Genomic DNA, 24,057 nt, shown 5'->3' on the forward strand with positions numbered 1-24,057 from the left:
AATATGCAAAAGTTAGTTCAATTGATCGTAAAAGATTCCGGTGATCAGGTGTATGTCGTCAAAACGGGGACAGGCAAGCCATTGATAATCAAAGCACAATCAGGTGCAGAGTATGAGATAAGAGAGGTTGCCACCAATGTTGCCCCTCAACAGATACTGCTAAAGCGCAAGGGAAAAGATCTCTTGATAAAGATCGACAGTGAGAATGAAAAGGATGGAAAAGAACTTACTGAAGATATCGATATTGTGATTGAAGACTATTACGATGGGGCAACGGGCAAACTGATCGGTCTCTCGGAAGACGGACTCTACTACGATATTGTACCGCAGGAAGCAGATAGCGATTTCTTTGCCTCAAATCTGGATGATGGGGATATCTCTTACCAAAGTTTGGGATATTACGGTGAGGATTCGGAAAATGAGTGGTACCCTTATGTTCTGGGGGCGCTTGCGTTGGGCGGTTTGGCACTTGCATTCAGGGGTGATGATAAAAAACCTCATGCTCCTGATGCTCCCGATGCTCCTGACATGACGGATCAGACGGATACAGGTATCAGCGATACGGATGACAACACGGCTGACAACACGCCTGACTTTGAGATCACACCGCCCGCAGACGGAGAGACTCCCAATCTTTATATAGACGGGGAGCTTGTGCCTTCTACATTCGATCCTGTAAACAACATCATTACACCGACAGATCCTATCCCTGACGGGCCACATACGGTTACGGTTACCCTTACCGATTCCCATGGTGAATCTCCGCAATCCCCCGGATTGGATATCATTATCGATACGGTGCCGCCTGCATTGACAGCAGAAGTTGATCCTGCTTCGGACAGCGGTGTTGTGGGTGACGGGATCACCAATGATACTACGCCGACGATCAGCGGAACAGGAGAAGAGGGTGCTGCCATCAGTGTTGTGATCAACGGTGAAACGTTGACGACGACAGTTGATCCTGACGGCAATTGGTCAGTGACCCCAACCGTTCCAATGAGTGACGGAACCTATACCGCAGTGGTGAGCGAAACGGATATTGCAGGAAATACAACGATATCGGATGTACCTGTGACGATCGACACCACGATAGAGGTATCGATTACCGGTATCGAGGATGACACGGGAGTCAGCAACAGTGACTTTATCACCAATGATACGAACATCTTTATCCACGGTACGGTGGACCTGGATGACGGCAATACGTTAAGTGTCACGTTTGACGGTACAACCTACACAGAAGGTACGGATCCTGAACTGAGTGTAGACGGAAGCGGGAACTGGACACTGGATGTGACAGGCACGACACTGGCTGATGACACCTACCCGATAGTGGCAACCGTGACCGATATTGCGGGGAATACGGCAAGCGCAACAGAAGATGTGGTGATCGACACCACCGCAGATAACGACGGAGACCTCAATACGGTATCCATTACGGGTATAGAGGATGACACGGGAGTCAGCAACAGTGACTTTATCACGAATGATACGAACATCTTTATCCACGGTACGGTAGACCTGGATGACGGCAATACGTTAAGTGTCACGTTTGACGGTACAACCTACACAGAAGGTACGGATCCTGAACTGAGCGTAGACGGAAGCGGGAACTGGACACTGGATGTGACAGGCACGACACTGGCTGATGACACCTACCCGATAGTGGCAACCGTTACCGATATTGCGGGGAATACGGCAAGCGCAACAGAAGATGTGGTGATCGACACGGCTGTGAACAGTGTTACGATAGTGAGTATTGACGAAGATACAGATACAGCAGGTGATTTCATCACTACCGATGGTAACGGCCTTGCTGTACATGCTACGCTCTCCTCTAATTTGGCCGCGGATGAACGACTCTGGTACAGCAATGACAACGGTGTAACCTGGAGCGATATCAGCAGTTCAGTAAGCGGAACGGATATCACCTATCAGGATGATGACCTGACAAGTACGACAACGGTGATCATGAGGGTGGAAGATACGGCAGGAAACAGTGCAGAAGACAGCCAGGTCATTACCATCAATACGCTTCCCGGAGTCCCCACTACCACGGTGGATATCGTCAGCATCGACTTTGACAGCGGTATCAATGGTGACTTTATTACGAATGACAATGACGGGTTGACGATAGGTGCTACACTCTCCGATCCGCTGGTCGCAGGCGAGTCACTCTGGTACAGAACAGATAGCGGTACCTGGATAGATATCACCGGTGATATCGGCGTGGACGGCGTCACCGTCAGCCACGTGGATAGTTCTTTGACGACTACCGATGTCGTGCAGATGAAAGTAGTGAATGGTACCGGTGATGGTCCGGTAGCTTCCCAGCTGGTCACGATCGACACAACTGCTCCACTGGCTCCTACCGTTGTCCTGACCGAAGATGTAAACAATGACGGCTATATCAACAGCAGTGAACTCAGCGGCGATGTGGATGTACGAATCACCCTCCCTTCCGGGACAGTGGAAGGAGATACCGTCAACGTGACCGACGGTACAGCCTCTCAGACATTTGTACTGACCGGTACTGATATCACCAATGGTTATATCGATACGTCGTTCGCCTCTCCTGGAGAGGGCAATACGATCACTGTGACTGCAACCGTGACCGATATCGCAGGCAATGAGGGGCCGGAGGGAAGCGACAGTGCCCAGATAGAGACGGTAGTGCCTGTAGTTGTAAATGCAACAGCCAATGTATCTGAAGAAGGTTTGCCCGGTGCCGCGTCGGATATGATCGGTACTCCTGAAGATACGACGAATGCAGCGACGGTGACAGGTGTGATCTCTATGAGTGATACATCCGGTATCACTTCTGTGGCTGTAAGCGGACCGGCCGGTTTGACTTCCGGCGGAGTCTCTGTCACATGGAACGGCAGTTTTGTCGGAGATACCTATACGCTTACCGGTATGGCAGGGACAACAGCCGTGGCTACATTGACGCTGGATACCGCGGGTGCTTATACCTTTACCCTGCTGGAGCCGTTGGATCACCCGGTTGCAGATGCAGAGGATATATTGGCGCTCGGTTTCAGCGTGACAGCGACAGATATCTACGGTAATACAAGTACTCCGGGCACCTTGACGATCAATGTGGAAGATGATTCGCCTTTGGCAGCAGACTCCGCGACATTTGTTATGGAGACGCAGCCGGATACGGCTGAAGGTTCATTGGTCGTCAGTTACGGTGCTGACGGCGGTTATGTGTCGGAGATCTCTTTTGATGGGAATACCTATACCTATGATCCGGTCAGTGACGCTGTCACTCCAAGCGGGAGCTCCGCATTGGTGGAGAGCTGGAGTTTCAATGCCGAGAATGACGAGTTGACGATCAACACAACCCAAGGCGAAACGTTTGTGGTAGATATGCATAGCGGCGAATACAGCTATGCGGCCCTGGGAACGGATGAACAGGTAGGTCCGGAAGTCAATGTCAATCCTTCTGCAAGCCTGCTGGGGATCGCCAATGCAGAGGCACTTGGATTGATCGATATCGGTACGAACCAGATGTTTACCGCTACGGATGCCAACAATGATATCGAAGAGGTGGTAGTGCGGGCTGACAGTCTTCTCAGTCTTGGGCTCCTCAATTATTACAACCTTGTCTGGTCCGAGGAAATGGCAGCAGAGTTTGGCCTCAATGTCGTAGAGACGAATGATATACTCAACCTCTTTCTGGTCACTACGCAGAGCTACTCACAGCTGACGATCACATCCCTAGACGGTGGCCCGATCGATAACCTCCAACTCAATGAGTTTTTGGCGACTGTATATGTGGATCAGACGGGACTTGATCTTCTCTCGCTCGGTCTTCTGCCGGAGTTGTCTATCACGGCGACCGATTCACTCGGAAATTCAGATACCGATACCGAACAGGATGTGCTCGGTCTCAGCCTGCTTGCCCCTTCAGGCAGCTCGGCCAATATTATCGAAGGAACCAGTGGTACAAACAGCCTCAATGGAAGCACAGAGGATGACCGTATCTATGGCTATGGCGGCAATGATACCCTCAATGGGGGTGAAGGCAATGACCTGTTGCGCGGGGGTGCAGGAGATGATATCCTGATAGGTGCTGACGGAAATGATATCCTGATAGGCGGCAAAGGCAATGATACACTAAGCGGCGGCAGCGGAAACGATACCTTTATATGGGAGGAAGGTGACGCAGGCAGTGCAGGATCCCCGGCTGAGGATATCATCACCGATTTCAACAAAGAACCTGTAAACGGGGGCGGTGATATCATCAAGCTCGGCGGCCTGCTGCAAGGTGAACTTGCAAGGGGAAATACGGTCGGTAACTTGACCGACTATCTGCATTTTGAACTCTCCGGAGGAGATACTGTGCTATATATCAGTACTACAGGCGGATTCTCCGGCGGATTCATTTCAGGTGCTGTAGATCAGCAGATTACATTGACCGGTGTAGATCTGATAGGAGACTTTACCACCGACGAAGAGGTGATCGCACAGCTGCTTGCAAACGGTAATCTGATCGTTGATCAGGAGACCACAGCTACGGACCAACTCAATGGGCTTACCACGTTTGACGCGGTGATCACTGACAATGACGGGGATACGGCTTCTACTTCCGTTACTTTCGATACACGTGATCCTGCAGCTCCGATTCCCGGCAATGTCGCGCCGGTGGTCCAGGATGATGCAACAGCCCTTCTTGGCCTGGTAGGACTCAATCTGCTTGATATTATCGGTTTAAGTTCCCAGGCATTTGCTGCAGCCGATGCAAACGGCAATCTCCGTTCGGTAGTCGTAGAGTATGTGGGGCTTATAGATGTTTCCCTTGAGGATCCGGTATTTATCGCTTCTGAAAAACTGGCAGAGGAGTTGGGACTCTCGTTTGAAGTGGTGAGTACGACAGGTTTACTGGGGCTTGTCGCTCCGACCTCTACCATTACGATCACTGCACTTGATGGCGGCGATATCGACAATCAGGCAGTCAATGAACTGCTTGCTACGGTCCGTCTGGAATCAAGTACCAATCTGCTTGGGCTTGTACCTACTCTGGATGTCACTGTACTGGGATCTTTCGATATTACTGCAACAGACAGCGAGGGACTCACCGCTACAGAGAGTGTAGCGACCCTGGCAAATGCCAATGTGCTTGAAGGTCTTTTGGGGAATGAAGGCAATCCTGATATTATAGAAGGAACCTCCGGGGATGACACCCTGAACAGCAGTACTTCCGGAGGTTCGGATGAGCGTCTTTATGGACATGAAGGCGACGACACTATCAATGGTGGAGACGGAAACGACCTGATCCGAGGGGGTGCAGGTGATGATACCCTCAATGGCGGTGATGGCAATGATATCTTGATAGACGGTAACGGTGCAGATACCTTCAGTGGCGGGGAAGGCGATGATTGGATCGTTATATCCGACACTGAGTCATTTGTCTCCATCGACGGAGGCACAGGTGTAGATACGCTTTATCTCTCGGGCAGCAGTATGACACTTGATCTCTCGGGGATCAGCGGTACTACGCTCACAAGTATTGAGAAGATCGATCTCTCAGGTACCGGAAACAATGCCCTGATAGTAGAGTATAGTGACCTGCTTGATCTCAGCGAAAGCAGTGAGATTCTCTATGTCACAGGCGATAGTGGTGATACGGTTACACTCTCCGAAGAGACATGGAGAGGGACAGATACCGTTGACGGAATCATCTATGAGACCTACGATATAGGCGGAACCGGAGATGCGGATATCTGGGTGCAGCAGGGTGTTACGGTGCTGTAGTATTAGTTATAAAGAGGAGGGGAAACCCTCTCTTGGTGCAATTTTATGTAGGGTAGGGGAATGATCTTCTTCCTTCAAGACTCCTGAGATAATGAAAAGAGGTAGATGATCCCCTCTTCGATACCCACTCTTGATAGAGAGATCATCCCATCCTACACTATGAGATATGTTCTCCTTCTCTCCAATCTTCCATGAGCCAAAAGAACGGTCATGTTTACTACTCTCATCTTTTTATTTCTAAAGCCTCTCAGGAAGGGGACGAGGAAGTTTTCTTTTTGAATGGTTTGAACAAGAGCAATAGTTTTGGCAAAAGTACCAGATCTGATATAAGCGCAGCGATCATGACTACCATAGTGAGCAGCCCAAAGTAGATGGTTGGGATCAAGTTTGAAAGCGTCAAAATGGAAAATCCTATCACGATAACAAGCGTTGTGAAGTACATGGCATTTCCAATACTGTTGTTTGTTCTGTGCATACTAAAGTAGTAACGATTGTCTTTTGCAAACTCTACTTGAAATCGATGAATATAGTGTATCGTATCATCTATGCCTATACCCATGGCAATCGCTGCAATCGTAATCGTCATAATATCAAGCGGAATATCTAACCATCCCATAAATCCGAAGACCATACCTATAGGAACAATATTGACAATTAACGCAATAAATGTCAGCTTTAGAGATCTGAAAAGTACCAAGAACATGAAGAAGACAATGAGCAGTACAAGACCGAGCATTTTGATCTGTGAATCGAACAGAGACTGCAGCATATTGTTGTAAAGTACCATAAGGTTTGACAGCTGTACCGTTGCGATATTCGGGTCTATAATGTGCATGAGGTCATTTTTTATTTTTTTCAGCAATGCATCTCTTCTTAACGTGTCATTTGAGTCGATAATTCGTGTAGTAAACCTTAGCTGGTTGTGTTCAATATTCACATAGGGTAAAAGTATAATATCCCTATATTTCTTGGGAAGTTCTTTGTAGAGAAGGGCAAGGTCTATACTGTCTAGGCTTTTATCTCCATTAAGTCTCTTTCCTGTCTCAAGAAGTGTGGCAAAAGATTGTACATCACCAATCTGTTTCAACTGTGTTAAATAGTCATGAACTCTCTTTATGATAGTGATCTTCTCATCAGTAAACCAGTATTGTTCTTCATCCTCTATCGTATTGAATTCATCTTCAAATGAGTCTTCATCTTCTTCTGTTTCTGCAACAGGTACTGAGAGAGGTTTTTTATCGGAAAAAGTGAGTATCACATCCAAAGGTGTTGTGCCTCCAAGCTCCTGGTCTATGGTTTTCATCCCTTTATAGATCTCTGTATCTTTTTTGAAATAGTCAATAAAGCTGTTTTCTACAACAAGCCGTGATGCTCCAGTGATACTAAATATGACAGAAAGAAAGGTGATGATCAAAATGGCTTTTTTATCGTGTAGTACAATTTTGGCTGTCAGAGAAGGTATAAAAGCGATTGACTTTTTTTTCTTTAGAGGAGGTGTTTTTGTGAGCAGCATAAGTAGTGCAGGAAAAACAATGAACGAAATAAGAAATGACATTGCAATCCCGGCACTCATCATCCAACCGAGGTTGATCACGGGATGGATATGGGAGAAAAGAAGTGAAGTGAATCCTGCTATGGTTGTGATGATGGCAAAGAACGTGGGTGTCGCTTTTGAAAGCATCGTGAGTAAAATGAGTCTTTTGTATGAAGCGTGCGGGTAGTAGGTCAAAAGTTCTTCACGTCTCACAATAAGGTGTAAAACGATTGAAATGGTGATAATAAGCTGTAAGGCAATAAAGTTTGAGGAGATGACGGTGATCTCCCAGCCAAAATATCCCAGACTGCTGGTGATGGCAATCACTGATAACGTACAAATAAGGATAGGAATCATCACCCATCTCGGTTTTTTAAATACAATACCCAAAACAAGAATAATGAGGAGTATCAGTATGCTTCCATAGGTGAGAAGGTCATTTTTAACAAAGGTGACAATATCGTTAGAGATCATCTGAACGCCACCTAAAAAAAAGACAGCATCATCTTGATATTTTGAGATAAGAGAGCGAATCTCTTTGATATTCTTATTTTCAAGAATCCGTTGTGCATCCCTGTATTCTTTAAATACCCTATTGACATCGTCAAGAGCCTGTTTTTCTTCTTTTGTTAATGCGGAGATCTTTTGCCTGTCAAGCAGTTGATTTCTCTTTTCTAAAAGCCTGTAATACTCTGGATCCTGATGGAGATGGATAATGATAGAGGATATGGTAAAATCTTTATTGACAAGACTGTTTTTATACAGAGGACTCGTTAGGAACTCTTGTTTTGCCAGAGAGAGATTGATATCAGGGCTTTTGAGTGTTCTTGTTTCATTGATCAGTTCACCCATGTCTCTTATGGGCGAAAAAAACAACGGTACATTGATAATCGAATCTATAGATTCAACACCTGGTAATTTTTCCAGATCACTACTGATGCGGGTTAATATATCAAGGCTCTTTTCAGAGAGCAGATCATCTTTAGGCTTGTAGGCAAGTACCAGAATATCGTTGCTGTGAAATCGTTTTGCTACAGTTCTTGAAAATGCGAGATCTTTGTCATCTTTCAGGAGAAGCGTTTCTGAAGAGGCATCGATCTCCAGCTTCATCGCATTAACACCGAAAATCAGTATACTACTGATCACTGCAAGCAAAATAGATAAAGGGTATTTCAGTATCAGGTTTTGATAAATTTTATATAACATAGGTCAATTTCGTAGTTGTCGTAATGAGGAGGTTGTTTGCTTTCGCGTCACTTAAAGTGAAGCTAAAAGCTCTTTGATCGACTTTGTGCGTAAAAACTCAGAAAATTGTTTTCTATAGGTTTGAATAATACTCACTCCCGCTAAATCTACATCATAAATATACCACTGGTTCGTCTGTTTTTTCTTATAGAACAGATAAACGACCTTATAGGTATCATCAAGACCTATGACTTGAGTTTCCAAAGTAATTCTGTTGGATTTCACTTTTTTAAGCGTTTTGATAATCACTTTTTGATTGTTATAGAGTCTTAATTTGTCTAGATAGGAGTATTTTATTTTTTGTTCAAAAGCCTTCTGAAAGCGTACTTTTTCATTTTTTGTAAGTGAGTTCCATCTCTTCCCAAGGCTAATTTTGGCCATGGTAGGGTAGGCAAAGACATCATCGATCACCCGAATACTTTTTTCTTCTTTCCTGGATTGCGATAATGTTTTATCTTTTAGTATATGTAAAACCTCTCTTATTTTGCTATCCATCACTTTTTGGATCTGTTGCTCTTCTATGGCGTAGATAGACACCACTGAGAGAAGCCAAAGTAAAATTACTTTTTTAAACATATGCATTTTCCTTTTTTGATCTATTCTGCAATATCAGAATTTCGTTTTTGTTCATAGGTATCTCTAAAGAATGGATAGAGATCGATCGCATCTTTTTTGAAACTTTCATATTCTCCCGGATGCAGAGAAGTTTTGTTGATAAAGTCAACACTATAAATGCCGGCTGTCTGATCTCTATTATTTGGTATTCTATATTTTTCCAAATCTTTCACATAGACAAGAGGTGAGATATATGCATCTGCCGTTAGTCCCAGCAGGTCCCGTACATTTGATGGTCCGACGAATGGTAAAACGATATGGAACCCAGAACCCATACCGTAGTGACCGAGGGTTTGTCCAAAATCTTCATTATGGGCCGGTGTATTCATATACGTTGTAGCAGGATCCATAAGCCCACCTATCCCTATGGTGGAATTCACAATAAATCTTTTTAATTCATCCGCACTGTTTTCGAATTTGAGTTGGAGCAGGTTGTTTGCAAAACGAACAGGAAACTGTATGTTATCAATCGCATTGGATAGGCCTATGCGCGCAGGTTGAGGGACTATAAAGGCATAAGCATCAGCGACAGGTTCTATGAGATAGATCATGACTTTATCATTAAAAGAGGTCATTACTCTATTGTATCCGCTCAATGGATCAATCGCATTGCTCGTCTCCTCTTCTGAAAACTCCTCTTCAAACCCTTCTGTTTGGACTTCAGATAGCTGGTTGTCAAGGTTGTCACTTTGCAGGGTATCTGGCGTAGACACTTCTCTTTTGAGTTGCTGATGGTTTGTGTCCGGAGTCACTTCTTTGGTGGCACACCCCTGAAATGCTAAAAGTACAACCATAAGGAAAAAATGTAAAAATTTCATCTAAGATCTCCTTGGCACGATTTGCTTGGTAAAACTCAGATATCATGTATATTGTGTAGATATCTGTTAGACTTCTCCTGAAATTATACTATATATAGCACAATAAGAAATGAATAATGGAAGTATGATGGATAAAAGAGCTGTAAATAGTTGTAAAACAGGTGGCGTTAGGGCGCTGTGAATACTATCGGGTTGTTTTCTATCTTTTATGAGTAGTATTGATTTAGCTTTGATGCGATGTACATGTCGCTAGGGAACATTCATCCTATACTTTTGGTTCTGTTTATAGCTTTCGCTTGCGTTCCGTTAGTGAAGGGGGAGAGAAGGTTATCCCCTTATTCTCTCTTTGATCTTTTCGGCCACCTTTTCGGACCTGCTCCCGAGCACGATCTGTATCGTCTGTTTGTCAGGGCGTATCACCCCTTTGGCACCCAGTGCAGTGAAATCTTCATCTTTCAGGCTGCTGCTGTCACCTACACGCATGCGAAGCCTTGTGATGCAGGCATCGGTATCGAGGATGTTTTCTGCTCCCCCAAGCGCTGTGATAAAGGCTTCTGCTTCATCATCGTTTGCTGCACTCTTTTCATCCTGTGCCTCTTCAAAGATCTGAAGCTTGAGCAGCTTGATGGTATAGTAGCCGGTGACAAAGTAGATCACTGCAAAGACCCCGCCAAGCGGTAGGATGAGCAGCGGATTAGTTGCCAGCTTGTAGTTGATCAGGTAGTCGATGAATCCTGCGGAGAAACCGAACCCTGCATGGATATCGAGCAGCTGTGCTGCTGCCAGCGCCAGTCCCGTAAGAAGTGCATGCAGCAGGAAAAGCAGCGGTGCGACAAATAAAAAGAGGAACTCCAAAGGCTCGGTGATCCCTGTAAGGAATGAGGTGAACGCAACTCCTGCCAGGATCGCTCCTGCTCTCTTGCGGTAGGAGTTTGGTGTATTGAGGTAGATCGCCAGTGCCATGGCAGGAAGGCCGAACATCATCACCACATAGAAGCCTGCCATATAGATACCGGCACTCTTGTCTCCCGCAAAAAAGCGGTGAAGGTCACCGTTGGCTACTGTCTCTACCCCGTCTTTGAGATAGGTATACTCACCCAGCTGGAACCAGAAGACCGAGTTGAGGATATGGTGGAGTCCAAGCGGGATGAGCGCACGGTTGAGTGTACCGTAGATAAAGGTCCCGGTCTCTTTGAGGCCGATGATAAGGTTGGAAAAACTGTCGATCGCTCCCTGGGCATAGTGCCAGAAATAGCCTGCCAGTACACCCACACCGATCGCCGCGATCGCAGTGATGATCGGCACAAAACGTTTGCCTCCGAAAAAACCGAGAAACTCGGGAAGCCTGATCGCATGGTAGCGGTTGTAGAGGGCCCCTGCGATCACACCGATGATGATCCCGACAAATACCCCCATATTGACACTCTCATCGATACTGACATAGACTGCTTTGGCGATAAGTACACCGATCGCCCCTGAGAGTGCAGCCGCTCCGTCGTTGTTCTTTGCCAGTCCGTAGGCGATACCCACACCGAACAGGAGGTCAAGGTGTGAAAAGATCGCTTCACCTGCACTTTTCATAATCTGTGCAACCTCTCCTTCAAAGATATCCCCGAACCCCAGACGTAAAAGGAGTGCAGCTACAGGCAGTACTGCGATAGGGGTCATCAGGGCTTTACCGATCTTTTGGAGTAGACTAAACATTTCTCACCTTATCCTTGATCTGTCCGATACGTTTGGCTGAGAGAGAAAGTGTCCGGATACCGGTTTCAAGAAGCTCGGGGATCACCCTTGTATCTCCTGCCAACTCGCCGCAGATACTGACAGGTTTGGTGGACTTTTGCATGATGCGTTTGATCACTTCAAAGAGTATAGGTGAATGGGGGTCGATCTTGAGGGTAGGGTGGGTACGCTCAACAGCAAAGAGATACTGTGCCAGGTCATTGGTCCCGATAGAGTAGAAGTCTACAAGTGTATTGAACTCCTGGAGTGCGAAGAGTACAGAGGGAACCTCTATCATCATCCCGAAACGTATATTGTCAATAGGGATATCTTTTTCAAGCGCGATATTGAGGGCAAAACTTTTGGCCTCCTTGAACTCTTCAGGAGTGCTGATCATCGGGAACATCACCTTGATAGGTCTGTTATCGGCAGCCGTGAAGATCGCTTCAAGCTGTTCTTCAAGCAGTTTAGGATCGGTTTTGAGCAGTCTGATGCCGCGGATACCCAAAAAAGGATTCTCCTCTTTTGGTATATCGATATAGGGAAGTGCTTTGTCCCCACCCACGTCAAGTGTACGCACCGTGACATCGTCGAATAGTTCAAAGATCGTACGGTATGCTTTGACCTGGTCCCTGATGATAGGCTTATGCTCCTTGAAGAGAAACTCGGAACGTAAGAGCCCGATGCCCTCTGCTCCCTCTTCTTTGGCCTCCCTGGCTGAGTCAAGGTCGGAGACATTGGCAAAGATATTGATCTTTTCTCCTTGTGTCGTGACGGCAGGTTCAAAACGCTTTTGATGTATTTCAACGTGTAGCTTTTCATCTTCATTTTGACGTTTGAAGGCCTGGAGAAGATCTTCCGGCGAGGGGTTAAGCACGATGACGCCGCTATAGGCATCCAGGATCACCTTCCCCTCCTTCTCATTTAACGGTGTATCCAGTAAAAGTGAGGGGATCCCTGCTGCACGCAGTAGAATGGCAGTATGTGAAGTTAAAGAGCTGTTTGACAGGGCAACGCCGAGTACCGTACTGTGTTCCAGGATTTTGATCTGACTTGGAAGCAGGTCGTCTGCTGTCAAAATAAACGGTGTTTTAGGCAGAGAGACCTCATAGCTGTACCCCATATGTTTTTTGACCCGGTAGAGCAGGTCGTCAAGATCTGCGATTTTTGTCGCATGTCGACCATTTTTAAGCGCTTCCTTCTCGGTATCAATACGTGAGATGAACGCTTCAAGTGTCTCAATCTCCTCAGCAAGGGAGAGAAGCAGCTCTTTTTGTGCCGGATAGATATGCGCATCCGCATCTTTTTGGGAATTGGCATAAAGTTTTTCGAGCTCCTCTGTACTCTCTTTTACAGCCTCGTTAAAAGAGGTCGGTGAAGTATATTGTATCTCTTGAAGAGTGAAGTGATGCAGGTTTCCCACCGCGATACCATCGCTGATGATCTCACCGGAGAGTGTGGGGCTCTGATAAAAAGTATGCTGTTTCTCTACCTGCTTGTGCGTGCTCTCTGAGTTCATCAGTAAGGCAAAGGTTTGATTGAGCAGTGCAAGTGCCTTTTTGGCATCCTTTCCGTGTGTAATGAGTGTGAAAGTGTCATGGGTATCAAGGTTCAGTGAGAGGATCGCATTGACCGCTTTGGCATTGACTTTTTTATCAGAGAATTCGATATGAATGTCACAGCTGAACTGTTTGGCTTCCGTGGCAAACTTGGCTGCAGGTCTGAGGTGAAACCCATGGTTTGAAGTAACGGTAAGGGTGGAGGTGTGCGGTTTATAAAAAAGTGTTTTTAACGGTTTCATAAGATACTTTAGAAATAGATTTTTTAAAGTATACCAAAATCTGGATAGATGCTCCAGGGCGCTGTCTTGATCTTTTTTGATTCTTTTGTGTCTCTTCTCTCAAAGGGCTTTTCTCAACGAAAAATCGAAAATATCTGCTATACTCTAAGAGATAACTATAGTAAATAATGAGGAACAGGATTGAAATATCTAATAGAATTTATTGAAGCCAGGGATGTATCCAAGACATCCATATTTGAACACTTGAAGTGTACGGAAGAAGAGGCACAATTGATACAATATATCTGTGCAAGGTATGTGAAAGGGTTAGAGGAAGTACCGGTCATTGAGATGCTTCAGGATAATTTTTCAACCGAGGAGTATGCCTATCTGAAGAAGTTGAAACTGGTGAAAAATTTACTCGATCTGGGATGGATCATTCAGATGAGCTTTGGGCAGATCAAAGCACATGACGCTTCCACACTTGAGCTTCTCAGCACTTCCGTGACACCGAGTATCTCGCTTCTAAGACTTCTGGAAGAGGGTTCACTGGAGATCTATCTTCCTGATATCAAGCCGTATACCGATCACCTTGAGTATCTGCAGGATCAGTTTGATATGGTGACACTCTTGCATAAGATCGCTACCTACAAGCAGGGCTTTGCGGATAATTCACTCAGTATCGGCCGGCTTAAAAATAAACTGAATCTGCTCACTACCCGTATCCAGGAGCGTGTGAAGCTGACGGAGACACCGATCGTGGTGGAGGAGTTTTTCAAAGAGAAGGATCTCGATGAAAAAGAACAGCGCATTTTTCTGGCACTGCTCAAAGAGGAGTACAGCGGCGGGGAAGGGGTTTTCAGAGATATGAACACACTCATTGAGCTGATCAGTTTTGATGAATACGAGAAGATCAAAAACCGTTCACTCCTCGAAGACGGTGCAAAACTGATCACTGAAGATATCATTGATTATGAAGAGATACTCAATATGTTCGGAGGGGTGAGCCGTTCATTCTATCTGCAGGAGGAGGTGATGCAGCGTATCATCCATCCAAGCAAGAAGAAGAAAGTCACCAAACTGAAACTCGATGCACTGGTCCAGGAACAGGAGCTCTTCGAGTATCTGAAACCGACCACGACACTGGATGATGTGGTCCTGCACCCTAAGACAAGAGAGACACTGAATAACCTGATCAAACAGGTAGATAAAGAAGTCTTCAAAAAGCTCAAAGAGTGGGGGATCAAAGATAAGCGAAAAGGGATCGATGCCCGTATCATCTTTTACGGGAGTGCGGGAACCGGTAAGACCATGACGGCCATGAGCCTGGCAAAGACGCTTAAACGTCCGATCCTCTCCTTTGACTGTTCCAAGATTCTCTCGATGTATGTCGGGGAGAGCGAAAAAAATGTAAGACGCATCTTTGACGAGTTCAAGGATCTGAGTCACAAGGCAAAAGTAGAACCGATCCTGCTGCTGAACGAGGCCGACCAGTTCCTGAGCAGCAGAAGTGAGGGAACGGGAAGCAGTGCGGACAAGATGCATAACCAGATGCAAAATATCTTCCTGGAACAGATCGAACGCTTTGAAGGTATTTTGATCGCTACGACAAACCTGCTTGGGAATATCGACAAAGCCTTCTCCAGACGTTTTAACTATAAGATCGAGTTTAAAAAACCGGGCAAAAAACAGCGTCTGAGACTCTGGCAGTTCATGCTTCCAGAGAATGCGGACTATACGGAAGAGTTTGATGTACAAGCCCTCTCCAGGTATGAGCTGACAGGCGGGCAGATCAACCTGATCATCAAAAACACCGCCTACAAGGTAGCGGTAAGAGAGGAGAGCATCTTCGGCAATGAAGATTTTCTCGAAGAGATCGAAAAAGAGCTCGGCAGCAGCTTCGAGGGAATCAAAAGTATGGGCTTCAAGGTCTAAAAGTACCGGTACTATCCGCTCCCTTTTCCGGTATAGCGTGTAGGTCGGGGTGTCCTCACCCCGACATCAATGATGATTTTTCCATAGAACTGGATGTCGGGATAAGGGTATCCCGACCTACAAAAAAGCGTCTGTCAGATACGCATCTGGAATGATTTATTTTGTTATGAACTATAAAGATCGGTTGAGAACGTTTGGCGGTGCTAAATCTACGAATATTCGATAGAACGTGCAGGTTGGTCTGTCCTCACACCGACATTATTGATGGTTTCGTGCAGGGTGCGTAACCATGCACCTTCACAGCAGTTTTTTACTGCCTGGTGACCTCCGCTCCGGCACTTTTCAGTGCCAGAATTCCGCCTTTGACATTGATCGGGGTAAACCCGTGCTTCTCCAGGATACGTGAGGCAGCAACACTCCGGTTCCCGCTTTGGCAGTAGACAAGGATCTTTGTCTCTTTTCTGCCTGTCAATTTATCGGTATGGGTATCGAGCTGCTGGAGGGGGATCAATGTAGCGCCTCTGAGATGCTCCTCTTTGTACTCGGAGACCGTTCTGACATCCAGCAGTGTGATATTGTCATCTCTTTCGATCATCGTGACGGCGCTTTGGGCATCGATTGAAGGAAAGTTGGCAAGTATCCATCCTTTTGTGTAGGCGAACCAGAATAGCAGGCCGGCCAGTGCTGTCCAGTAGAGCGTATTCGTCAGTTTTTTATAGTTTTTCATTGGGTTATCCATTTTTGTTATTCTATAACACATTCTTTTTTTGACATCCAAAATGCATTAGATTATATATTTTACTTATGAGATATTTTTGTTTCACTTAGTTACAGCACAAAATGCATATCATTTTTACACAATCACTACACAAATGGGTTTAATTAACTTTTCGCTATATTAATCCAATATTCTGAGAATTCTCTGCCTTGTTTTATAGGAAGGGGATGATTAAAGTAAGGGATTAATAATGACTCACGTAATTACAGAACACCCGTATTTTGGTGTATTTATTCTGTTTGCACTTACAGCGGTTGCTTTTCCGGCAACTCTTTTTGCAGCGCGTTTTGTAAGTAGAAAACTTGCAAAACTTGACACGGAAAAGCTTAAGCTTACGATCTACGAATGTGGACCGGAGGTAACGAAGCAGCCAAACACGATCTCGGCACAGTTCTATCTGATAGCACTTCTGTTCATCTTGTTTGATGTGGAGATTATCTTTATGTTCCCATGGGCGATTGACTTTAAACTGCTTGGATGGTTTGGATTCGCTGAGATGATTCTATTTATCCTGTTGCTTGCAATCGGATTTATTTACGCATGGAAGAAAGGAGCACTTGAATGGCACAGCATCAAGTAAATTATGCCTCATCAGCAGGCTTGCCGATAGCATTGACTACGGTAGATCATTTAGTAAACTGGGGGCGTTCAAACTCGCTTTGGCCGTTAACATACGGATTGGCATGTTGTGCGATCGAGATGATGGCATCAGGTGCATCACGTTATGACTTTGACCGTATGGGTACGATCTTTAGAGCCTCTCCAAGACAATCGGACGTGATGATCCTTGCGGGAACACTCTCCAAAAAACACGCAGAGTTTGCCAGAAGACTTTATGACCAGATGACAGAGCCCAAATGGGTCATCTCTATGGGTTCATGTGCCAATACAGGGGGTATGTTCAACACCTATGCAACAGTGCAAGGGGTAGACCGTATCGTACCTGTTGATATCTATCTTCCCGGATGTGCGCCAAGACCTGAAACACTGCAATATGCACTGATGATGCTTCAAAAGAAGATCAGAAGAGAGTCAGCGAACATGAATAAGAATCAAAAACAAAACTTGAGGTTAGTGTAATGAGAAAATATACGCCAAAAGACAATGTACAGAAAAAGTCGTACTATACGGACAGATTTTGGGTAGCTCCACGCGTACCAAGAGAAGAAGTAGAGAAAGGCTCTCACTTTGAAGCAGTGGTAGATACACTGGGCAAGCAGGTAAAAGAGTCCTATGTAGAAGTAGGTCAGCTGGTTGTACATATCGATGCGACAGAGAACGTTGCAGTGATCAAGACACTGAGAGACAAGTGTGGATATAAGCAGTGTTCAGAGCAGTCTGCAGTAGATTATCTCGCTCAAGACGGTGAGTTTGAACTTTTTTATCAGTTGCTAAACCTTGATGAAGCAAAGAGAGTAAGAGTGGTTTGCCGTATCAAACAAGGTGAAGCGATCGAGAGTATCGTACCGCTCTTCAAATCGGCAAACTTTGCAGAGCGTGAGATGTTCGATATGTTCGGTATCAAAGTGAACAACCACCCATACCTTAAGCGTATCATTATGCCTGATGACTGGGAAGGACACCCGCTCCTTAAGACCTATCCGCTTCACGGTGATGAGTTTGCATCATGGTACGAAGTAGATAAGATCTTCGGTAAAGAGTACAGAGATATCATCGGACCTGAAAACAGAGATCAGTCGAAGATCGAAAGATATGATACAAAGCGTTTCTCACGTGTAGGATATGAAGTACCGTTCGGTGCGGATATCAGTGAGGGTGAAAAAGAACAGGCGATCGAGTACAGTGAAACGATCCTTGTGGATTACAACAAGTCATCTAAGCAATTAGATGAAAGAAAATAGGAGGGATGATGAGCCAACAACCGAATAAATTAACCCCATTTTTTGAAAACCTCAATTTTGAGCGTGATGACAACACGATGGTGATCAACTTTGGTCCTCAGCACCCTTCTGCACACGGACAGTTGAGACTTATCCTGGAGCTTGACGGTGAGCAGGTAGTCAAAGCACACCCTGATATCGGTTACCTTCACAGAGGGATCGAGAAGATGGCTGAGAACATGACCTACAATGAGTTCCTGCCGACAACAGATAGACTTGACTATATCGCTTCAACTTCAAACAACTATGCGTATGCATTGGCTGTCGAGAAGCTACTGGGTATCGAGGCTCCTAGACGTGCACAGGTGATCAGAACAATGCTTCTTGAGCTTAACCGTGTGATCTCTCACCTCTTCTTCCTTGCAACACATGCACTGGATGTCGGTGCGATGTCGGTATTCCTTTATGCATTCCGTGAGCGTGAATATGCGATGGACCTTATGGAGGACTACTGTGGTGCAAGACTTACCCATGCAGCCGTACGTATCGGTGGTGTACCTCTAGACCTTCCTGCGGGTTGGTTGGAGAACCTTGCGGCATTCTGTGACAAGGTAGATCATGAGGTAGCAAATACCTATGAAAAACTTCTTACAGAGAACCGTATCTGGAAAATGCGTCTTGAGGATGTAGGTGTGATCTCTGCTGAGGAGGCACTCTCTTGGGGATGTACAGGTCCTATGCTTAGAGGATCAGGTGTGAAGTATGATATCAGAAAAGAAGAGCCGTATGAGCTTTACAGCGAGCTTGACTTTGATATCCCTGTAGCAGAAACATGTGATTCATACGGACGTTACCGTCTTTATATGGAAGAGATGAGACAATCAACGCGTATCCTCAGACAACTGATCCCGATGTATAAAAAGAGTGAGCCTCAATTGATGGCACATGCGCCGCAGTATATCTCTGCACCAAAAGAAGAGATCATGACGCAAAACTATGCATTGATGCAGCACTTTGTACTGGTTACTCAGGGGATGAGACCGCCAAAAGGTGAGGTATATGTACCGACTGAGTCTCCAAAAGGTGAGCTTGGATTTTATATCAAATCCGAGGGTGAACCGTATGCGTACAGATTAAAGTGTAGAGCGCCGAGTTTCTTCCATACCGGATTACTTCAAGAGATCCTTGTAGGAACATACATTGCGGATGTCGTTACGATCATTGGTACAACCAACATTGTATTCGGTGAAGTAGATAGATGAGAAGCGTTGAAAAAAGTGAACTGCTTCAGTTTTTTCGCTTCGGAACCGGAGCGGTCGGAGCACAGCATAGCCGCGTAGGCAGGAGGTAATATGAGAAGATATGATTTAAGACACTTAAAAGATGACTTTTATGAAAGAATGATCGAATTGATGGATACGGGACTGAACATAGATGAAGTCGGTATCTTTCTATTTGAAGTAGGTGATTTCAGTTCGATCCAAAAGTCTGCAGACATCGTAAGAGAGCAGGGACATGATCTTATGAACTCTTTGAAGTTCAATGAAGTAGACTGGACGATCGTAGTGAAAAAAGTCAGTGAAGAGACAAGAAGAGCACGTGTGGAGGCAGCAGAAGCTGCAAAAGCTGAAGCGGAAGCTGCTGCAAAAGCAGAGGCAGAGGCTCAGGCACAGAGAGAAGCTGAAAAAGCAGCAAAAGCGGCAGCTGAAGCTGAGGCTGCAAAAGAAGAGAAGGCTGAGTAGTTATGTCAAACGTTGTATTCTCAACTTGGAGGGACGAGTTTATCGATAACCGCGGTAAACCCCTTGAAGAGTGGAGTGAAACAGGGTTTAAACTACCTGAAACTTACCATGGAGACACGGGTTCAAAAGCATTTATCGGATGGGATGGGGTAGCCATCTTCACTGAAGATATCGATGCAGTTGAACTGGCAAGTCAGTACGCAGCACAGTACCAGGAGTACTCTGAGGCGTGCGGACGTTGTGCTCCGGGCCGTTGGGGTGGTAGGATCCTGTATGACCTACTCGACAAGATCGCGCGTGGCGAAGGTACGCACGATGACGTAGCCCATCTTAAAGAAGTTTCTCAGACCATGATGGTTACCTCAAAATGTGAGATCGGAAAGACTGTACCTAAGCCTATACTTGATCTGATGGAACACTACAATGAGCAGTTTGACAGATGTATCGATGCTCAGGTACCATCAAAACATTATGGCGGAGATACATCCTATATCGCCAAGGTGACGGCACCATGTACAGATATGTGTCCGGCACATGTGGATATCCCGGCATATATCGAAGGTGTACGTGATATGATCTTCACTGAGTCACTTCAGGCGACAAGACAGACGATGCCTCTTGCACATACCTGTGGGCGTGTTTGTCCTCATCCGTGTGAAGATGCATGTAGAAGAGCAAACCTTGATGAACCGATCTCGATCATGGAGCTTAAGCGTATCGGTGCAGACTATGAGACGGACCATGAAGTGCCTTGGTTGCATCCGCAAGAGCCGAAGCCACCTAGAAATGACGGTAAAAAAGTAGCGATCATCGGTGCAGGGCCGGCAGGTCTGACCGCAGCATACTACCTGGCACTTGAGGGTATCCATGTACATATCTTTGAAGAGCTGCCGGTAAACGGTGGTGAGGTTGCCGTAGGTGTACCTGAGTACCGTATGCCGGTCGACAAATACAATAAAGATATCGACTTTGTACTTCAGATGCCGACCGTGAGTATCACAAACAATCACAGAGTGGACGCAGATCGTCTGAAAGAGATCGATGCAGAGTATGATGCGACACTTCTGGCGTTCGGTGCAAGACTTTCAAAGAAAGTCCGTGCAGAGAATGAAAACCCGAAAATGGGCGGATACTGGGGTGCGATCGCGATGCTTGACAAAGTAAACCTTTGGAGCAAATACGGTATCGGAAGTCCGGCAAGTAATGAGCTGAAAGATAAGACGGTTGTCTGTGTCGGTGGTGGATTTACCTCGATGGACGTTGTACGATGTTCCGTACGTGAAGGTGCAAAGAAGGTGATCATGCTCTACCGTCGTGATGAGAAAACGATCATCCGTAACACGACCTATGAAGAGTATCATGAAGCGGTTGAAGAGGGTGTTGAGTTCATCTTCTACTCTGCGATCGAAGAGATCTATGATGACGGTGAAAAGATCACTGGACTTAAAGTCAATAGGTTCGAGCTTGTTCCTGATCCGAACGGCGGGCGTGCACAGCTTGTCAAGATCGAAGATGGAGACTTTGAGATCGAGTGTGACTACCTGATCCCGGCTGTTTCCCAGTCTCTTGATCTTCAGATCCTTCCGGAAGAGTGGAACATCGAGATGACATCATGGAGCTCTATCCTTACTAACGGAAAAGACTTTATGACTTCACGTCCGGGACTATTTGCTGCAGGTGACTGTGAGTATGGTCCGATGACGATCGTCAACGCGGTAGGACAGGCGAGACGTGCTGCATCAGTGATCAGCCGTTATATCTATGAGGATAAGTGTACATTGACTGATGAAGAGATCATGGAAGATCACCTTAACAGATTAAGGGTATACGATAAGAATGAGAAGATCACGGGTTGGATGCCAGGGCTTCCAAGAGCGGTAAGTGAAAAACTCAGTGTAGAAGAGCGTGTCGACAACAACAAAGAGGTGAACCTTGGGTTTACCGGCGAAGAAGCGATAGCAGAAGCGGAACGTTGTATGCGTTGTTATTATATTTCAATGGTGGCGGTGTAATATGAGTCTACATAATTCATTAGGTCTCGGAAAAGAGATCACAGTCACTATCGATGGGAAAGAGTGTAAAAGTACTTTTGGGAAAACGATCCTTGAGATCGCCAGAGAGAACGGTATCTATATCCCTACAATGTGTTATCTGACCAAAACGCAGCCGATTGCTTCATGCCGTATGTGTATCGTGGACGTTGAAGGTGTCGACGGTGCGATTCTCTCCTGTCAGGAGAAAGCAACGGACGGTGCAGTGGTAACAACTCAGACCTCGGATCTTTATAAAGAGCGTCAGAACATTATGAAGCTTTATAACGTCAACCACCCGCTTGAGTGTGGCGTATGTGATCAGAGTGGAGAGTGTGACCTGCAAAACAAGACACTGGAGTTTAACGTAGGCGATCAGAACTTTACGGCACGTGATCAGCACAGACCGGTAGAGAACTGGGGACATGTCTCTTATGATCCGGCACTCTGTATCATGTGTGAGAAGTGTGTAAGGGTCTCTACTGAGATCACAGGAGACGAGGCACTTCAGCTGAAGTTCGGTGGATACTCATCAAGCATTGTCAATGTGAAAAAAGAGAAGAACTATGCAAGTCTCGGTGAAGCTGCAGCGGTATGTCCTGTAGGTGCACTGGTAGATACGGAGTTCAAATACCGTACCAATGCATGGGAGCTTACAAAAATCCCATCATCCTGTTCTCACTGTGGCGGTGGATGCCAGATGGAGTATGAGGTTAAAAATGAGAAGATCTACCGTGTGAGCAACCATGCGGAGTTCTCTACACTCTGTGGTGCAGGCCGTTACGGGTTTGATTATGCGAATGAAGGGGTATTGAAAGACAAAGAAGCATTTGAAAATGCCGTGGATGCGGTTGAAAATGCACATAGTATCGTCTTTGCCCCTCAGATCAGCAATGAAGAGGCATTGATCCTTCAAAAGATCAAAGAGAAGCAGGGAACCAAACTTGTCTGTCATGAAGCAAAAGCGTATCAGAAGTTCATGCGTGCCTACGGTTCCATTACAGGTAAAAACCTCTATAGCGGTACGTTGGAGCGTATCACTGAGTCAAGAGCTGTAATCGTATTTGGAACCCGTATCAATGATGATACACCGAATGTGAAATACCATATCAATATGGCGAGCAAATGGCACAGAGCAAGAGTTGCCTACCTTCACCCGATGCGTGATGAGGAGATGAAAAACATCGTCACTCAGTTTATGCACTATGCACCGGGAAGTGAAGAAGCGGTAGCTGCACAGCTTGTTCTGGCATTGATCGGTGAGAATGAAGAGATACCTGACAAGGTGATATCAGCACTGGAGTCAATGGATCCTGAATCACTTGCGACCCAAAGCGGTATGCGTAGTGAAGAGATCAGAGTCCTTCAAAAGTCTTTGATCAAGAAACACGGATTCTCACTTGTCGTGGGAAGTGATCTCTATGCACACCCAAGAGCAGAAAATATCGCAAAACTGCTTGCACTGCTCGAAAGATATGCAGGTTTCAATGTGGTATGTGTGCCGCCTGCCGGGAATGCAATGGGTGTATCACTTATCTGTGAGCTTGATGATGAAGTTGAAGGCATGAGTGTCGGATACAATGTAAAAGGTGACTTTACACTTTCTGCATTGGGTGATGGTGACCTTGATATGCCGGCGATGAATCAGCAGGAAGGTACACTGGTAAGTAATGACAAGCGTCTGGTACCGATGCATGTTGCCACGTCATACGGCGGGTATGTACTTAACGATATAGCCAATGCACTGGGACTGGAAGCTGAGTATACGATCGAGTATACTGCTGCTCTCCCTGAAGAAGTTGGATTCAAGCAGGAAGCATTTGATGATCTGCCGGATTACTTTGATATCACAGGTGAAGAGCATAGAGGTTATTTACTGGATACTGTAAATGTGTCACTTGATCCAACGATCGAAGCGGTTGAAGATCCGAGAAGTATGGGTGCCGTGGTTTATCAATGCAATCCTGCCGAACAGTTCTCGCCGTTCACGGCAAAATGTGAACCGATCGCAAGTGAGGCACAGCTGCTCGGTTCAGCTGCATTTGCAGAAGAAGCAGGACTCAGTGATGGACAGGATGTAACATTTGAGATTGATGGTGTAGTGTTCAATCGTGTGTTTAAGATTGATACATCTATGAGTGGAAATATCGCACTTAACCCAAGCTATGATATGGGATTAAGTGCGGCTTTGATATCCTCTTATAGATTTAAAAGCGTCGATTTTTCAGCCAGTAAAAATGAAGAGGTAGGAAGCTAA

General features: G+C 45.7%; 15 protein-coding genes. 9 read left to right on the forward strand and 6 right to left on the reverse strand.

The features are described from left to right. Positions 1–3 precede the first annotated feature (3 nt). Positions 4–5,760 carry an Ig-like domain-containing protein gene (locus tag AC4JOV_RS01010; protein ID WP_229936981.1) on the forward strand — a complete coding sequence of 1,919 codons (5,757 nt, stop codon included), beginning with the start codon at positions 4–6 and terminating at the stop codon, positions 5,758–5,760. Positions 5,761–6,007: 247 nt separating this feature from the next. Here the strand turns inward: AC4JOV_RS01010 and AC4JOV_RS01015 are convergent, their stop codons facing one another. The 5 genes from AC4JOV_RS01015 to AC4JOV_RS01035 all read right to left on the reverse strand — a co-directional run bounded on the left by AC4JOV_RS01015 (position 6,008) and on the right by AC4JOV_RS01035 (position 13,495). Beyond that, entirely contained in the window at positions 6,008–8,500 is a 2,493-nt protein-coding gene (locus AC4JOV_RS01015) for an efflux RND transporter permease subunit (RefSeq protein ID WP_229936980.1), read from the reverse strand. 51 nt (positions 8,501–8,551) lie between these two features. Further along, on the reverse strand, positions 8,552–9,115 hold the full coding sequence (locus tag AC4JOV_RS01020; RefSeq protein WP_229936979.1) for an MlaC/ttg2D family ABC transporter substrate-binding protein: 564 nt from the start codon (positions 9,113–9,115) through the stop codon (positions 8,552–8,554). A gap of 20 nt (positions 9,116–9,135) precedes the next feature. Beyond that, entirely contained in the window at positions 9,136–9,972 is an 837-nt protein-coding gene (locus AC4JOV_RS01025; RefSeq protein ID WP_229936978.1) for an MlaA family lipoprotein, read from the reverse strand. A 327-nt stretch (positions 9,973–10,299) separates the two neighbouring features. Then, positions 10,300–11,676 (reverse strand): PTS transporter subunit EIIC, encoded by a 1,377-nt coding sequence (locus AC4JOV_RS01030; protein ID WP_229936977.1) that lies wholly within the window; start codon positions 11,674–11,676, stop codon positions 10,300–10,302. Next, positions 11,669–13,495 carry an HPr family phosphocarrier protein gene (locus AC4JOV_RS01035; RefSeq protein ID WP_229936976.1) on the reverse strand — a complete coding sequence of 609 codons (1,827 nt, stop codon included), beginning with the start codon at positions 13,493–13,495 and terminating at the stop codon, positions 11,669–11,671. The genes AC4JOV_RS01030 and AC4JOV_RS01035 overlap by 8 nt, the downstream gene beginning before the upstream one ends. A gap of 180 nt (positions 13,496–13,675) precedes the next feature. Here AC4JOV_RS01035 and AC4JOV_RS01040 point away from each other — a divergent pair, with 180 nt between their 5' ends. Next, positions 13,676–15,409, forward strand: a complete 1,734-nt coding sequence (locus tag AC4JOV_RS01040) for an ATP-binding protein (RefSeq protein ID WP_229936975.1) — start codon at positions 13,676–13,678, stop codon at positions 15,407–15,409. Positions 15,410–15,719: 310 nt separating this feature from the next. Here the strand turns inward: AC4JOV_RS01040 and AC4JOV_RS01045 are convergent, their stop codons facing one another. Continuing rightward, complete coding sequence (locus AC4JOV_RS01045; RefSeq protein WP_229936974.1) at positions 15,720–16,136, reverse strand: rhodanese-like domain-containing protein; 417 nt, start codon at positions 16,134–16,136, stop codon at positions 15,720–15,722. A 241-nt stretch (positions 16,137–16,377) separates the two neighbouring features. Between AC4JOV_RS01045 and AC4JOV_RS01050 the strand changes: the two genes are divergently transcribed. From AC4JOV_RS01050 to AC4JOV_RS01080, 7 genes are all read left to right on the forward strand, one after another. Beyond that, positions 16,378–16,767 carry an NAD(P)H-quinone oxidoreductase subunit 3 gene (locus AC4JOV_RS01050; RefSeq protein WP_229936973.1) on the forward strand — a complete coding sequence of 130 codons (390 nt, stop codon included), beginning with the start codon at positions 16,378–16,380 and terminating at the stop codon, positions 16,765–16,767. Continuing rightward, positions 16,749–17,267, forward strand: a complete 519-nt coding sequence (locus tag AC4JOV_RS01055; RefSeq protein ID WP_229936972.1) for a NuoB/complex I 20 kDa subunit family protein — start codon at positions 16,749–16,751, stop codon at positions 17,265–17,267. Before AC4JOV_RS01050 ends, AC4JOV_RS01055 begins: the two co-directional genes overlap by 19 nt. Beyond that, positions 17,267–18,049, forward strand: a complete 783-nt coding sequence (locus AC4JOV_RS01060; RefSeq protein ID WP_229936971.1) for an NADH-quinone oxidoreductase subunit C — start codon at positions 17,267–17,269, stop codon at positions 18,047–18,049. The genes AC4JOV_RS01055 and AC4JOV_RS01060 overlap by 1 nt, the downstream gene beginning before the upstream one ends. Before the next feature lie 8 nt (positions 18,050–18,057). After that, positions 18,058–19,290, forward strand: a complete 1,233-nt coding sequence (gene nuoD / locus AC4JOV_RS01065) for an NADH dehydrogenase (quinone) subunit D (protein ID WP_229936970.1) — start codon at positions 18,058–18,060, stop codon at positions 19,288–19,290. Positions 19,291–19,380: 90 nt separating this feature from the next. Continuing rightward, on the forward strand, positions 19,381–19,770 hold the full coding sequence (locus AC4JOV_RS01070; protein WP_229936969.1) for an NADH-ubiquinone oxidoreductase subunit E family protein: 390 nt from the start codon (positions 19,381–19,383) through the stop codon (positions 19,768–19,770). A 2-nt stretch (positions 19,771–19,772) separates the two neighbouring features. Beyond that, positions 19,773–21,782: an FAD-dependent oxidoreductase gene (locus tag AC4JOV_RS01075; RefSeq protein ID WP_229936968.1), complete on the forward strand. Its 2,010-nt coding sequence runs from the start codon at positions 19,773–19,775 to the stop codon at positions 21,780–21,782. Position 21,783: 1 nt separating this feature from the next. Further along, positions 21,784–24,057 (forward strand): 2Fe-2S iron-sulfur cluster-binding protein, encoded by a 2,274-nt coding sequence (locus AC4JOV_RS01080; RefSeq protein WP_229936967.1) that lies wholly within the window; start codon positions 21,784–21,786, stop codon positions 24,055–24,057.

It is taken from the genome of Sulfurovum sp. MH2-6 (assembly GCF_058374785.1).

What these genes read in the sequence shown, in the direction of transcription:
- AC4JOV_RS01075 (WP_229936968.1), top strand. Translation starts at nt 19,773, where the DNA reads ATGTCAAACGTTGTATTCTCAACTTGGAGGGACGAGTTTATCGATAAC.
- AC4JOV_RS01070 (WP_229936969.1), top strand. Translation starts at nt 19,381, where the DNA reads ATGAGAAGATATGATTTAAGACACTTAAAAGATGACTTTTATGAAAGA.
- AC4JOV_RS01060 (WP_229936971.1), top strand. Translation starts at nt 17,267, where the DNA reads ATGAGAAAATATACGCCAAAAGACAATGTACAGAAAAAGTCGTACTAT.
- AC4JOV_RS01045 (WP_229936974.1), bottom strand. Translation starts at nt 16,136, where the DNA reads ATGAAAAACTATAAAAAACTGACGAATACGCTCTACTGGACAGCACTG.
- AC4JOV_RS01015 (WP_229936980.1), bottom strand. Translation starts at nt 8,500, where the DNA reads ATGTTATATAAAATTTATCAAAACCTGATACTGAAATACCCTTTATCT.
- AC4JOV_RS01025 (WP_229936978.1), bottom strand. Translation starts at nt 9,972, where the DNA reads ATGAAATTTTTACATTTTTTCCTTATGGTTGTACTTTTAGCATTTCAG.
- AC4JOV_RS01050 (WP_229936973.1), top strand. Translation starts at nt 16,378, where the DNA reads ATGACTCACGTAATTACAGAACACCCGTATTTTGGTGTATTTATTCTG.
- nuoD (WP_229936970.1), top strand. Translation starts at nt 18,058, where the DNA reads ATGAGCCAACAACCGAATAAATTAACCCCATTTTTTGAAAACCTCAAT.
- AC4JOV_RS01080 (WP_229936967.1), top strand. Translation starts at nt 21,784, where the DNA reads ATGAGTCTACATAATTCATTAGGTCTCGGAAAAGAGATCACAGTCACT.
- AC4JOV_RS01055 (WP_229936972.1), top strand. Translation starts at nt 16,749, where the DNA reads ATGGCACAGCATCAAGTAAATTATGCCTCATCAGCAGGCTTGCCGATA.
- AC4JOV_RS01010 (WP_229936981.1), top strand. Translation starts at nt 4, where the DNA reads ATGCAAAAGTTAGTTCAATTGATCGTAAAAGATTCCGGTGATCAGGTG.
- AC4JOV_RS01020 (WP_229936979.1), bottom strand. Translation starts at nt 9,115, where the DNA reads ATGTTTAAAAAAGTAATTTTACTTTGGCTTCTCTCAGTGGTGTCTATC.
- AC4JOV_RS01030 (WP_229936977.1), bottom strand. Translation starts at nt 11,676, where the DNA reads ATGTTTAGTCTACTCCAAAAGATCGGTAAAGCCCTGATGACCCCTATC.
- AC4JOV_RS01035 (WP_229936976.1), bottom strand. Translation starts at nt 13,495, where the DNA reads ATGAAACCGTTAAAAACACTTTTTTATAAACCGCACACCTCCACCCTT.